Here is a 14269-nt window from a genome sequence, read left to right as displayed (position 1 = left end):
AAACGTGTAGGTAATTATTAGCGACCAATTAAAACAGTATTTAAATAAATAAGGAGTTTTCTAAAGTATGAAACGATTATGGATATTGCTGCTATTGGTTTTTATGATTGCGTGTGAAAAAGAAAAAAGTGATGGCACACTAACCGATGACCAAAAAGAGGTTGTTGAAGCGGCGGTGAAAACAACAGCGTTGGTCAGTCAAGTGGATGACGAGTTTTCGGACAATGAGGAAATAACTTCCGAAAATGGGTATAACGGCGCCGGTGATGAATCCGACTATACAGCGAGTGCAATAATTAAAGATATATCTGACGAACATCTCATGAAAAGTTCTTCGTCATTTACATTTGTGGGTCGTGATACCATCACACGTAATTATCCGGATGGCACGCAAGCTACGATCATACGTGTGTTTGATCCGACAACACTACGGTTGACAAGTATTGATGTATCAACTAAAAATTTCCCGAGCAGTAGTCGTGTTGAAAAGAAATTTTATCGCGCGACATTTACATACGATCCAAATGTGATCATTACTCAGAATACTGTGATGACATCAAGTTTTAAGGATTCTACGATTATCAAAACGTATGAAGATTACCCCGGGTTTACACAGATTACGAGCGGGACAATAATTCGTAACGTCGGACGTGTTAAGTTTGCCGACAGAAAACTGAGTTATTCTGCTACAACTACCGGTTTTGCGACGGTATCAGGCATATCCAATCGAGTTATGAGTATTTCTATTGATCCGGTTGGAGGCACCTCCCATAAGGAAACCACCACTAATTATACCGATGCATCATCAAGTACATCCGAGATAACATATACCCGTACTGTCAATGCTACAACGGGCGAGCGAACGCTGAGCGGAACTATGGATATAACACTTCGTGACGGAACACACCGGTATTCGGTTTCAACGATGAATATCACGGCCGATAGCAGCAATCTTTCTAAGAGTGGAACTATCCAGATTCAGACAGATTTCCCGGCCGGCGATAGCCTTTATCGTAAAATCACAAAAGTAATCATGAGTGGAGCGGTATCAACCGATTCGTCAACATTCTACTTCCTTGACGGTACGACATATTCTACAGTATTGACTATCACGCGAACTTCAGTGCCTACCGGCAATGGTACGCCGGAAGGTTTATCGTATACTATTACGGGTTCGGATAGCCGGGGAAGAACACTCAATGCAACGGTAACAGGAAAACGTTATAATTTTGAAACCACGGGTACGATCACAGAAAGTGACGGTTCGACCTCTCAGTTTACTCTGATTCGTGACGGTTCCAGTGTGACACTGACATTTACCATCACCAAAACCGATGCAGCTTTATCATCCACAGGCTCATTTGTCTTTGATTTACAAAATAAAACCGGCGGTGGTACGATCACCAATGGTGACATTACTATGGTCTATGTTTTTACAGGTATGTGTGAAGGATATTATTATCCGGAAAATCACGAAGACTTAAAACAAGACATCGAAGGTTGTATGTTTAGTCTGTTAAAATTATAAAATCCTCTCCGGTATCATGTTAATTTAAAAGCCGACGTATTTTGCGTCGGCTTTTTTATTCAAAAATTATTCGTCATCCCCAAGCGGGTCAAAATGAATCAATCCGTAGGTTTCTGCGATTTTTTGTACGAGAGCTATATTTTCTGAATGACCAGTACCATCCGCGGTTATCAAACCTTTGATAGGCATACCGAGAAGTGAAAAATCACCTAAAATATCGAGCACTTTATGACGCGTGGCCTCGTTGGGATAGCGCGGAGGAATTTTTGATAATATCTTATAAAAGGGCGTTTCATGAACCGCACTGCGCGCATCATCACCGATAATTTCTTCCATCAAGTCCCAATTGGGTTCCGAATCCAAAATTATAAAACCGGCATTAGGATCCAAACCGCGAATAAACCCCTTACGATATAGCAATTGCAATTCACCCGCGTAAGCAAATGTACGGGCTGACGCGATTTCTTTGATGTAATTTTTAGGTGAACTTAAAAAAGAAAAAGTATCAATGGCGCGTTTTTGAAAACGCTGAGTATAAGTGACATGAAAATCTTGGCTTGGTTCGATTCGAATAAACGCTCCGTTGTCAGGGTTACGATGAGTGATGGTACGATCAATGGTTAGTGGTTCATTTTGGCTTTCAGTAGTAAGAGTGTCAGCGAGTGCTTCGATAAAAGGCATTGCGCTTCCATCTAAGATGGGGATTTCACCGCCGGTTACAGTGATTTCAGCACCGCAGAGGTTTAATCCGTAGATGGCTGAGCAGAGGTGCTCTATGGTACGTAACGAACGACCGCCGACAGAAATCGTAGTAGCGCGTTGGGTGTCTTTTACATGTTGGATAAGCGCAGGAATTGGCGTTCCCTCAACATTAAAAAGTACACCATGATCATGTGGGCGAATAAGAACACTGTTTGGTTTCCCACTGTGAATGCCTACGCCGTTGATGGTTATTTCTTGGTTCATAGAATCAATATATTTCTTTGTACATAAGTTAATAAAAACAATTTGCGGAAACACCAAAATAACATTATTATGCCGCGCTGATGGATGTAAATAATTTGTAGTTTGCAGAGCATTAATTTAACCCGTTCCATATATGAATATTGTACATAACAGCGGTTGGATCGAAGTGATAGCCGGAAGCATGTTCAGTGGGAAATCTGAAGAACTTATTCGCCGCATGCGCCGGGCGGAAATTGCCAAAATGCGTGTTCAGGTTTTTAAACCGCAAATTGATTCGCGTTATAGTGAAGATCATATTGTTTCTCACAGCGAACTTAAAATGCCTTCTGAAGTTATCGAAAAAGCGTCCGAAATCATGGAGAAACTTGATCCTAGAACGGACGTCATCGGAGTTGACGAAGCACAGTTTTTTGATGCTTCGATTGTTGAAATATGTAATAAATTAGCATACATGGGTAAACGCGTAATCGTTGCCGGATTGGACAAAGATTATCTAGGTCGGCCTTTTGAGCCGATGCCGCAGCTTCTTGCGGTGGCTGAAGTGGTAGACAAACCCATGGCTATCTGTATGGTATGTGGTGCACCGGCCAACTATACACAGCGACTTGTCCAAAGCGCCGATCGCGTTTTGGTAGGCGCGACAGGTACGTACGAAGCGCGGTGCCGCCGACATTTTGATCCTCCTAAAGATACGAAATAATTTAATTGGCTTAAGCGACTCAAAAAATGTTCATTGATTTTGTACAAATACAAGTGCGGGCCGGTCATGGCGGCGACGGCTGTGTAAGTTTTCGCAGGGAAAAATTTATTCCCAAAGGCGGCCCGGACGGCGGTGACGGCGGCAAAGGTGGTGATGTAGTTTTTGAAGCCGATGAAAATCTTCATACGCTTCAGGACATCGTTCATCATCGCATTTTTCGTGCCCAGCACGGACAAAAAGGCGGCAGCCAAAATATGTCCGGTCGTTTTGCGGATGATATTGTAATCAAAGTACCTGTCGGGACGATCATCAAGGATCAGGAAACCGGTGAATTGCTGTGTGATCTTACCGAAAACAGACAACGCGCCGTTCTCGCCAAAGGCGGTCAAGGTGGTAAGGGAAATTCACGTTTTAAGTCGCCTACCAATCGCACGCCGCGCGAATTTACGCCCGGCGAACGCGGTGAAGAAAAATTTCTGGATCTTGAACTTAAAGTATTGGCAGATGTAGGACTTGTCGGTTTTCCCAATGCCGGGAAATCTACTTTGCTGGCGTCAGTAACAGCGGCCAAACCTAAAATAGCGAACTATCCTTTTACAACATTAACGCCGAATCTGGGTATTATCAAAATCGGTGAGTATCGCTCACTGGTATTGGCAGATATTCCAGGTTTGATCGAAGGCGCTCATGAGGGTAAAGGTTTGGGTGTTCAGTTTTTGAAACACATTGAACGTACTAAAGCGCTTGCCTTTCTGATTGATGTGCAAAGCGCAAACCCCGAAAAAGATTATGTGACGTTAAAAAAGGAACTTAAGGCTTTTAATAAAGAATTACTCAATCGTCCCCGTCTCGTCGTATTGACCAAAATAGATACGGTAGATACATTGCCCAAACGAACCAAAATGAAAGATGGCACACCCGTATTGATGATATCCTCGGTTGCCCAAACGGGGCTAGAAAAATTGGTCAAAACACTCTGGAAAATGCTGTAGTTTTCTAGATTTAAGATTTAATGTCTATTCTTACACATTAAACTTAAAGTGCATTACGTCGCCGTCTTTGACGACGTATTCTTTTCCTTCGGTACGGAGCAGGCCTTTGTCTTTACAGGCTTGTTCGCCTCCGTGTTTGACAAAATCTTCCCACCAAATCACATCCGCGCATATAAAGCCTTTTTCAAAATCCGAATGGATCACTCCGGCGGCCTGAGGATTTTTAGTGCCGCGTGTGATCGTCCATGCACGCACTTCTTCGACGCCGGCGGTAAGAAAAGAAATCATATCCAATAACGAATATGTTTCACGAATAAGCGCATGAAGCCCCGGTTCCTTGAGACCTAAACTTTCGAGAAATCCCTTACGTTCTTCTTCAGGTAATTGCTGAATTTCTGATTCGATCTGCCCCGAAATCACAACAACACGTGCATTTTCTTTTTCGGCAATGGAGCGGACTTGTTTGACATAATTATTTTCCGTGAGTACATCGCTCTCCGATACATTGCATATATAAAGCACGGGTTTGTCTGTAAGCAAAAAAAGATCCGCGATAGCTTTGCGGTCATTTTCGGATAAACTCATCAGACGAACCGGTTTTCCGTCATTGAGTTGTGCTTTGACTTTGCTCAGCACATCAAAAGCAAGTTTCGCATCCTTATCACCGCTTTTTGCAGTTCGTTCAACTTGGGAAATGCGTTTGTTTACGGATTCGAGATCCTTGAGTACAAGTTCGGTATCAATGATGGCTATATCACGTTCGGGGTTAACACTGCCTTCGACGTGGACGACATCCGCGTTGTCAAAACAACGTACGACGTGGCCGATAGCATCCACTTCACGAATGTGGCTAAGAAACTGATTGCCCAATCCTTCCCCGGCATTGGCGCCTTTGACAAGTCCTGCGATGTCAACAAAATTCACAGTCGTATAAAGTACGCGTTTGGGTTTGACCACTTTGGTCAGAGCGTCAATACGATGATCTGGGACTGTCACTACGCCGACATTGGGTTCGATCGTTGCAAAAGGATAGTTTGCCGCCAGAGCGCCGGCTGCAGTAAGTGCATTAAAAATGGTTGATTTACCCACATTGGGGAGACCGACGATACCGCAACGAAGTGGCATATAACAAATCCTTATATGATATTTTTAATTTTCGATTGCCTTAAAAAACCGCGGCAAAGTATGGGATGCAAAGCAGAAAATCTATAAAAAAATAGCCTTATATAAACTTATTCGTCTTTTCGGATATGCAACGGTTTGCCATTTTGCCAAAGGCCTTTTTTGTTTGATTTAGCATAACGGTATGCTTCCTCAAGACGCGATTTGTATTTGTAGTTAGGCGAATAAAATAACGGTGTGGCGTAACCTTCGCGAATGATGGTCTCATTGATCATCCTGCCGTCTTCCGTAAAAAGATAGGCGAGCATCCGGCCGTAACGATCTCGCGTATCGCGATCGGTTTCGATGCGGAGGGTTGTTCCGAGAGGAAAATTCTGTTCCACAAAACGGCGTGCTTCGATCCCCTGCCGAACCATCGCATCAAGATCAGCAGAATTACGAGCCGCGTCTTTTTTGGCTTTGAGATTATCCTTGGATTCGGGCGTGTCAATTCCGATCAAACGCACTTTTTCCGTTTTCCCGTTCACTTCGATCAGGAATGTATCGCCATCGCTGATTTTGGTTATGACGCCGTGGTTTTCGGGAAGGCCGTCAACCGATGAGATGTCATAGTTTTTAAGATAAAAAAACAAACAAGCCAAACTCAAAAAAACAACAATCCATTTACGCATAACTTCAATACACCTTGATTTTTTGAGATTGCAAGACGAAAAAAAATTCTCTACTTTGAGCCAAGTTAAACCGTCGCGTTACCAAACGAAAGTAATTTCATGTCTAAGTTCGTTTCGCTGAAAACCGCTCTTCGCGAGCGTGTCCATTTGGAAAATGCTTTGAAAGAAATGGGTTGCGAAATTTCTAATTCCAAAAAAATAAAAACCCTTTTAGGGCGTTCGTACGATGTCGATCTAACGGCAAAAACGGCATTTGGAATGATCGGTTTTATAAAAAACCGTAGCGGTGAATATGAGATTGCGGGAGATGATATGGTTTTGGCCTCGGATAAAGATTTTATCGGCAAATTGACACAAAAATATGCCTATAGTCGAGTTGTTTCAGAAGCGCAAAAAGCCGGATTTCAATTGGTAAAAGAATCGGTCAACGAAGATCAATCGGTGCGGTTGGTTTTAAGAAAATGGAACGGGTAGAGGGCGCTATGACATCCGACTATAAAGAAATCGTTTTTACCATAACCCGCGACGGCTCGCTGGAATATGCGATCAAAGGCTATAAAGGCGGCGCGTGCGAAGACCTATCCAAACTTTTTGAATCCATGGGTACTGTGATCGAAGAGAAAAAGACATACGAATATTACGAAAAAGACGAAGACGTCACTCAAAAAATCCGACTCCAGTCGTAAGAGCGTTTTCGTTTTGTTTGATCTCTGTGGTTTCTCATTTAGTTGAATTCCGATACGCTTGATTTATAAAATAACGTTCCGACTTTGCAATTGTTCACCTATGGGGAATTGTGATGATAGTGGTGAAACATGACAAGCGTTTTTTTATTAAAAACACCTTGATTGCTGTTGGCTTTGGGCTTTTGTCCATTGGCATGAGCTATATCCGCTTTGTTATTCCCACGTTCAACTTTATGACATCCAGCAGCCTCAATGAGGTTGCCATACTCATCAGTATTTTATTCCTTCCGCATTGGGGGTTTGTCATCATCACCGGTGCAATGACGGCAGTGAATGCAGCAAACGAACTCCAATTATTTTCGGCTGTTTCACATGGCGTTTCGGCCGCAATGGCATGGCTTGTTTATCATCGTTTTTTTTCGCGATTCACCAGGTCACGTCAAGAACCTATTTTGTGGGCGATGGTTGTGATTCTATACTATTACCTTTTCCTGTTACCGCAGATTGTCGGATTATATCTTCTTTTTGATCCCAATCCGATGCCGGCCACGCACATCATTTCTGTTTTTTTTGTTAATATGACTCCGGAGTTATTTGCAACACTGCTGATCACTTTGCTTTTTAGTATCATGCGGCAAGAGCTTCTGAGCCGTCGTGAAACGGAGCGTGCGTTAGCTGAAAAAGAAGAACGCTATCGTATCATAGCTGAGCAAACAGGTCAGTTGATTTATGATCTTGACGTAACGACCGGTGCGATCACTTGGACGGGAGCGATCGAAATCAACACAGGGTTTACCAAAGGGGAGTTTTTACGGGTTGATCTGAAAACATGGGAAACAATGATTCATCCCGAAGACAGGCCTAACGCCATTTCTCTTTTAGATGAAGCGATGGCTTCCGGTAATCGATATCGCGTGGAATATCGCTTTCGAAAAAAAGATGGTGGTTACGTGTTTATGGACGATAACGGCCTTTTTCTCCGTGATGAAAAAAATTCGATTTATCGTATGCTGGGCACAATGACTAATATAGACGAACGTAAAAAAGCAGAAAAATCTATTAAGGAAAATGTCGAGCGTTTTGAAATCATCGCTCGAGCGACCAATGATGCGGTTTGGGATTGGGATGCACGGCAGGATAAAGTATGGTGGAATGAATCCGCCCGTAAATTGTTTGCCGTAGAAGAATATTACCCGCAGGACAATTACCAACTTTGGCAAGAGCGGCTGCATCCGGAAGATCGTGAACGTGTAACCCAAAAATACAAAAACGTTTTAGAAAGTACGCAGAATTTTTGGAGTGATGAGTTTCGCTTTCGTTTGCCTGACGGAAGTTACGGTTACTTTTATGATCGGGCTTATATACTGAGAGATGAGCAAGGTCGGCCAACTCGCGTATTGGGCTCGATGACCGATCTGACGGAGCGAAAAAAACTAGAACAAAACCTGATTCAGGCCCAAAAAACGGAGAGCCTTGGCCGCGTTGCCGGAGGTATCGCTCATGACATCAATAATATGCTGGCTGTGATTTTACCTACAGCCGAACTGTTGCTTAACCAAAATTATGATAAGCATACCGTTCATCAGCACGCCGACGTGATCGTGTCATCAGCGCGGCGTGCGTCGGATATCGTCAAGCAACTTTTGGTTTTTGCCCGCCAAACTCCGTCCAGCGCAGCATTACTCAACATCAATAGCCTGGTTGATGAAACCCGAAACATGCTGGATCGGTTTCTTGGCAAAAATATTACGATCACCTTACACTTAGAACCCGAGATTCCTTTTATAGATGCCGATGCAACACAGGTACAGCAAATCATCATCAATCTGTGTGTCAACGCCCGCGATGCGATGAATAATAAAGGGAGTATCGGTATCGAAACCAAAATGGTTGAACTGGATGAAGCAGAATCGGCAAAATATAATATGCCGGAAGGTCTTTATGTACAGCTATCCATAGCCGATTCGGGCACCGGCATTCCTCCGGAAGTAATGGATAAGATTTTCGAACCGTTTTTCTCGACCAAAGATATAGGCAAAGGAACCGGATTGGGGTTGGCTGTCGTCAAAACAATCATTACCAATCACGGAGGATATATTCGTGTTCATTCGCAAATCGGTGTAGGAACGCGCATGGAGCTTGGTTTCCCGGTTTCCCAACGCGTTACGATACCCCATGTGCAGGCGCAAAAACCGCAATATGAAACCGGCACCGGCACCATACTGCTAGTGGATGATGAAAAACCCATATTGGAAATGGGAGAAATGGTTTTGAAGCGTCTAGGGTATCAATGTTATACGGCGGAAAACGGGTATCGCGCCGTTGAAGTCATGAACCAAAAACCGGTTGATCTCGTAATACTCGACGTGCAAATGCCCGGCATGGATGGCATCGAAACATTGGAAAAACTGCTCGAAATTAAACCGGAATTAAAATTCCTTTTCACATCCGGATATATCGGAGCGGATCGTTTACAATTGCTCCACAGTAAATATCCTGACCATATAGTCAATAAACCATATACGGTCGAAGAATTATCCAAAGCCATAAAGAAACTACTTGATACCCAATCCGCCGGATAACCGCTTTATAAATAGAGCAGAAACCACAGAATTTCATTTAAAAGCTTAATTTGTTTTCGTAGTTTCATCAATTGATTGTTTGTAACAACCTCATAAATAAAAAGCTCAAAATGAAAGACAAAATTTTTATAGCCAACGGTCAAGGATTTTGGGGTGACAGCATTGATGCGCCTGTGCATTTAGTTCAAGGCGGTCCATTGGATTATCTCACATTGGATTATCTTGCCGAAGTTACGATGTCCATCATGCAACGTCAAAAACTCAAAAAACCGGAGCTTGGTTACGCTACCGATTTCGTGCAGCTTATCGAACGCATATTACCGACGATCGTAGAAAAAAACATCAAAGTGATTGCTAATGCCGGCGGTGTAAATCCGGAAGCATGTCGTCAGGCGCTTTTTGCCGTGGCCAAAAAATTAGGAATCAAAGGTTTGAAGATCGGCGTCGTGTATGGGGATAACATTCTTCCTCGTATCAGTGAATTGGAAACTAAACAAATCTCGATGAAGTCCATGGACACCGGCGAAAGTTTGTATGATCTGATGAAACAAGGTCGCGACATCTTAAGCGCCAATGTGTATATGAGTTCTATGCCTTTAGTCGAAGCTTTACAAAAAGGTGCACAGATCGTTGTCGCAGGGCGAACTACAGATACCGGATTGGCAATGGCGCCGATGATTTATGAATTCGGCTGGTCGTTTGATGATTGGAATAAATTGGCCGCAGGAACAGTTGCGGGTCATATCATCGAATGCGGCGCGCAATGCACAGGCGGTAATTTTACGCGGTGGCAGGATGTGCCGGATATGTGGAATATCGGTTATCCCGTTGTGGAGGCCTATCCTGACGGAACATTTTATGTCAGTAAACATGAAAACACAGGCGGGATGGTGACGGTGGACACCGTTTCAGAACAGTTGGTGTACGAAATGGGTGACCCGCATAACTATATCACGCCGGACGTCATCGCTGATTTTACATCCATTCGTTTGGAGCAAGCCGGAAAAGATCGTGTTAAAGTATTCGGTGTACAAGGTAAACCTTCAACGGAGTTTTACAAAGTTAGTGCCAGTTATCTCAAAGGATATAAAGCGACAGGACAACTTACGATTTCCGGCCCTGATGCGTTGCCCAAGGCTAAGTTGGCATCAGAAGTTTTATGGAAACGTCTTACGCGGGCAGGAATGGAATACGAAGAAACACACACCGAATTTCTTGGTGTAAATACGTGTCATGAAGGCATGGTCGCGATACCCAATCCCATTAACGAAGTGGTTTTGCGTGTCGGCGTAAAAGATAAAGATCAGAAAAAGGTAGATCGCTTCGGCAAGGAAATTGCGCCCCTGGTTACCAGCGGGCCTCCGGGAGTAACCGGTTTTGCAGGAGGGCGTCCAAAGCCACAGGAAATCGTCGCATTTTTTCCGTGCCTGATACCTAAACATCTCATTGAAACAACCGTTAGCGTGGAAGAAGTGTAAGGATAATCTGACGTCTCAGGCATGAAAAAAATACTGTATATCGAAGACGATCCGGTCGCCATGACATACATGACGCAGCTTATTCAGCGCATGGGTCATACGATTATAACAGCGACGACCGGCGAGTCCGGTTTGGCTAGAGCGTTTGCCGAACGTCCCGATCTTATTTTGATAGATCTTTTGCTGCCGGGTTTGGACGGATTTGAACTCACGATCAAGATGCGCAGTTCGGAAACGCTCAAGCATACACCTATAATCGCCACTACTGCAACGCCGAATGAAGACGATCAACAGCTCGCAACCATGGCCGGATGCGACGGTTTTTTGGTTAAGCCGATTGAATACGAAACGCTTTCTGATCTGATCCGCGCTTGTTTTGATTCTGAGGCACATACAAATAAGAATGTTAGTCTCGAATCGGAAAATATTGAACTGCGACGTTTTACACTGCGTCTGGTTCATCGCCTGACGGATAAAATCAATGAAATCTCCTATGCCAACAAGGAACTCCAAAAAACCAATAATACTCTCGATCGTCTCATACAGGAGGTTCGCACCAATAATGCCGATCTGATGCAGATCAATCAGCTCACGTCGCAAATCATGGCTTACCGTGATCGCTCGACGATTTACCGTGAGATGCCTCAGCTTATCAGCGATCAACTTTCTCTAGCCGGCGCAGTGATATATGTGGTTAACGAAAAAGATTTAACGCTAGATGTTTTTTCCAGTTACAAATATGATTTTCTCCCTGAAACAGAACACATCCCTTTTACAGAACCTCCTTTTTTTGAGACGGTTTATGATAATCAATCAGTAACCATAGATGTTCACAAACTCATCGCACTACAACGGGAAAATGAAAGGCATGCGCGCCGTTTAGAAGTGCTTTTCGAATCTTTTCATGCACAGACTGTTTGTTTTGTTCCCATTCGTGGTCGCGCCCGTGCGGCGGATGATTTTGAGTGCGAAAATCAGGATTGTGAAGCGTTTGTAAAAAAAGACGGACAGTGGTGGCGAAATTTGATTCATCAATACAATCGGCGTGATCTTGATTACCCTTCCCGCCTTCGTGATGCGAGCAGATATTTTTTCAATTGTTGTTTTTATGATCTCAAAGGTGTTTTGGCGCTGGGTATTCCGGATGGACGTATGAGCGATGCGTTTCGGCAGATTATTCATTCCTTTACTACGACCGTCGGTCTTCGGTTAGACAATGTTCAGTTATATGAGGATGTGCGTGAAGCCTATATGCTTGCCGAAAAACAAGCCATCACCGATGCGATGACAGATGTTTTTAATTATCGCTATTTTCATCACCAACTGGAGCGTGAAATTCGGCGTGCCAAACGTCATTGGTCAAAACTGTCCATGATCATGATCGACGTAGATCATTTCAAATCATACAATGATCGCCACGGTCACCCCGCCGGCGATGAGATACTAAAACGGCTTGCCGTTGTTTTTAAAAACATCACGCGTACCAGCGATATCATCGCACGCTACGGCGGCGAAGAATTTGTCATCGTATTACCAGAAACGCCAAAAGTCGCCGCCGTGAAATTTGCCGAAAAATTGCGCGCGGCAATTCAAGATGAAGATTTTCCGTATGAACAAACACAGCCCATGGGTGATATTACGGTCAGTATGGGCGTGGCCACATTTCCCGACGAAGCGCAAACCATAGACGAACTCATACAACGCGCGGATGAACAGCTTTACCGTGCCAAATCAGGCGGACGTAATCGTGTAGCCTATAGCAATACAACAGGATGACAGCATGACTATTTCCTTTCGCGAACTCAAAAACACAACATCGTTATTTACGGATTATCTTTATTCGCCCGAAAAAACGGCTTCGTTTTTTTCCGCTAACCCATCCGATCAAAAAGCATGGCCCGATACGTTCAGCGAAGTTTTAAAAAAATATAAAACAAACCGTGATCTTCTATCGGACATTCTTGTCGATCAGCAACATCGTTTCCAATCGGCAAAACAAGCTTTGGAAAATGTTGCGTTGCTTCGTCAGCCGAATACCGTCGCAGTTGTCACCGGTCAACAAACGGGGCTTTTGGGAGGTCCGATATATACGGTTCTGAAAGCACTAGGTACGGTAAAATATTGCCAATTGCTCAAAACAAAATTTCCTGTCTATAATTTTGTACCGGTGTTTTGGTTGGAACTTGAAGATCACGATTTTGAAGAAGTACGCTCAACGCAGCTTATCAACATTCAAAACGAGCTTGTCAAAATTTTTTATGATGGCGGCATTTCTGAAAATCAGAACAAAACTCCGGTACACCGGTTTGCGTTGACGGATGACATATCGCGAATAATAGAAGAACTGAAGACAGCGCTCAATCCTACCGATTTTTCACAGGCTTTATTTGATACGATTACAAAATCCTACCAACCCGGAAAACCCTGGGCGGAGGCTTTTGGAATGCTGCTATCATCGTGGCTTAGCCCGATGGGATTGGTTCTAATGGATCCTTCGGATGTACGTTTTAAAGGCATAGTAAAACCTATTTTTGAACGGGCCCTCAAAGAATCCGAATCATTACATGAAGCTGTTCTAAATCAAAGCAATGCATTAAAAGCTGCCGGTTATCACGTTCAGGTTGAAACCGAACCGAGTTATGTTTTTTTGACGGACTATGGCGAGAATAAATTTTCGTTTAATGGCAAAGGACACGACAAAATCCGTATTACACGGGACATCTGGAAAACACACAAAAATGATATCCTTAATATTCTGGAGAATGAGCCGCAACGATTTATTCCGAATGTTATTCTGAGACCATTGATTCAAGATACGTTATTACCAACTGTTTTTTATGTGGCCGGTCCTGGCGAAATCGCCTACTTTGCACAGTTTCGGGATTTGTACACTCACATGGATATGACTTCGCCGGTCATAATTCCCAGGCCATTTTTTACTTTAGTTGAGAAAAAAATCAAAAAAGTGCTCGATAAATATCAAATAACGATAGCGGATATCATCAATGACGGCGAAACGGTGATCGAACGAATCAATCAACAATCCAATGTTTCGCTTGAACCGGCGCTTCTGAGGTTTATGAACGAAGTGCAAAACGGTATGAAAAACCTTGAACCGCAATTGACGGCGATAGATGCTTCGCTCAAAGGTGCATCCGCTACGGCGATGGACAAGATGCAACAAGCGATGCAGGTGCTTACACAAAAAACACGCGAAGCCGAAAAACGTGCCGCTCTGACGGCCCATGGCCAACTGACGAAAGCCATGCTGCATATTCGTCCCAATGGTAACTTTCAGGAGCGTGAGCTTTCGATGTTGTATTATTTGAATAAATATGGCTTTACTTTGTTTGATACGATCAGTGAGAATATCACTTTGGATTCTTGGGATCATCGTTTGATCGAACTGTAAGATCAAACCTTCTTTGAGCTCCAAAACCTTTGCTTTTATTATGAGCATTGTCTAATTTTTCACTGTTCCATTCTGACGTTTCATCCGATGTTGTTTTTACTAACGCATCGGTTTCACGCCTATACTCACAAC

Annotated in this window: 12 protein-coding genes; 9 read left to right on the top strand and 3 right to left on the bottom strand. The window is 43.5% G+C overall.

The features are described 5' to 3' along the window. The first annotated feature begins 67 nt into the window (after positions 1–67). Positions 68–1528: a hypothetical protein gene (locus HUU58_03790; GenBank protein ID NUN44780.1), complete on the top strand. Its 1461-nt coding sequence runs from the start codon at positions 68–70 to the stop codon at positions 1526–1528. A 66-nt stretch (positions 1529–1594) separates the two neighbouring features. On the opposite strand, the gene HUU58_03785 is transcribed toward HUU58_03790, so the two are convergent. Then, complete coding sequence (locus tag HUU58_03785; GenBank protein NUN44779.1) at positions 1595–2494, bottom strand: UDP-3-O-acyl-N-acetylglucosamine deacetylase; 900 nt, start codon at positions 2492–2494, stop codon at positions 1595–1597. A gap of 133 nt (positions 2495–2627) precedes the next feature. Here HUU58_03785 and HUU58_03780 point away from each other — a divergent pair, with 133 nt between their 5' ends. After that, positions 2628–3194 (top strand): thymidine kinase, encoded by a 567-nt coding sequence (locus HUU58_03780; GenBank protein NUN44778.1) that lies wholly within the window; start codon positions 2628–2630, stop codon positions 3192–3194. A 26-nt stretch (positions 3195–3220) separates the two neighbouring features. Further along, positions 3221–4186, top strand: a complete 966-nt coding sequence (obgE, locus tag HUU58_03775) for a GTPase ObgE (protein NUN44777.1) — start codon at positions 3221–3223, stop codon at positions 4184–4186. Positions 4187–4216: 30 nt separating this feature from the next. On the opposite strand, the gene ychF is transcribed toward obgE, so the two are convergent. Both ychF and HUU58_03765 read right to left on the bottom strand, forming a co-directional pair. Then, positions 4217–5311, bottom strand: a complete 1095-nt coding sequence (gene ychF, locus HUU58_03770) for a redox-regulated ATPase YchF (GenBank protein ID NUN44776.1) — start codon at positions 5309–5311, stop codon at positions 4217–4219. Positions 5312–5418: 107 nt separating this feature from the next. Next, positions 5419–5979, bottom strand: a complete 561-nt coding sequence (locus HUU58_03765; GenBank protein ID NUN44775.1) for a thermonuclease family protein — start codon at positions 5977–5979, stop codon at positions 5419–5421. Between the two features lie 99 nt (positions 5980–6078). On the opposite strand from HUU58_03765, the gene HUU58_03760 reads away from it, so the two are divergent. The 6 genes from HUU58_03760 (at position 6079) to bshC (ending at position 14137) form a co-directional block, all read left to right on the top strand. Beyond that, on the top strand, positions 6079–6453 hold the full coding sequence (locus HUU58_03760) for a DUF1257 domain-containing protein (GenBank protein NUN44774.1): 375 nt from the start codon (positions 6079–6081) through the stop codon (positions 6451–6453). Then, positions 6441–6665: a DUF2997 domain-containing protein gene (locus HUU58_03755; GenBank protein ID NUN44773.1), complete on the top strand. Its 225-nt coding sequence runs from the start codon at positions 6441–6443 to the stop codon at positions 6663–6665. Before HUU58_03760 ends, HUU58_03755 begins: the two co-directional genes overlap by 13 nt. Before the next feature lie 233 nt (positions 6666–6898). Then, on the top strand, positions 6899–9247 hold the full coding sequence (locus HUU58_03750) for a PAS domain-containing protein (GenBank protein ID NUN44772.1): 2349 nt from the start codon (positions 6899–6901) through the stop codon (positions 9245–9247). Between the two features lie 110 nt (positions 9248–9357). Further along, on the top strand, positions 9358–10725 hold the full coding sequence (locus tag HUU58_03745; GenBank protein ID NUN44771.1) for a DUF1446 domain-containing protein: 1368 nt from the start codon (positions 9358–9360) through the stop codon (positions 10723–10725). Positions 10726–10746: 21 nt separating this feature from the next. Continuing rightward, entirely contained in the window at positions 10747–12501 is a 1755-nt protein-coding gene (locus tag HUU58_03740; GenBank protein NUN44770.1) for a diguanylate cyclase, read from the top strand. A gap of 4 nt (positions 12502–12505) precedes the next feature. After that, on the top strand, positions 12506–14137 hold the full coding sequence (gene bshC / locus HUU58_03735) for a bacillithiol biosynthesis cysteine-adding enzyme BshC (protein ID NUN44769.1): 1632 nt from the start codon (positions 12506–12508) through the stop codon (positions 14135–14137). Positions 14138–14269 lie beyond the last annotated feature (132 nt).

It is taken from the genome of bacterium (assembly GCA_013360215.1).
Taxonomy (GTDB): Bacteria; CLD3; CLD3; order SB21; family SB21; genus JABWCP01.
The sequence above is the reverse complement of the archived record's forward strand: the minus strand, read 5'-3'. Positions and strand labels throughout refer to the sequence as shown.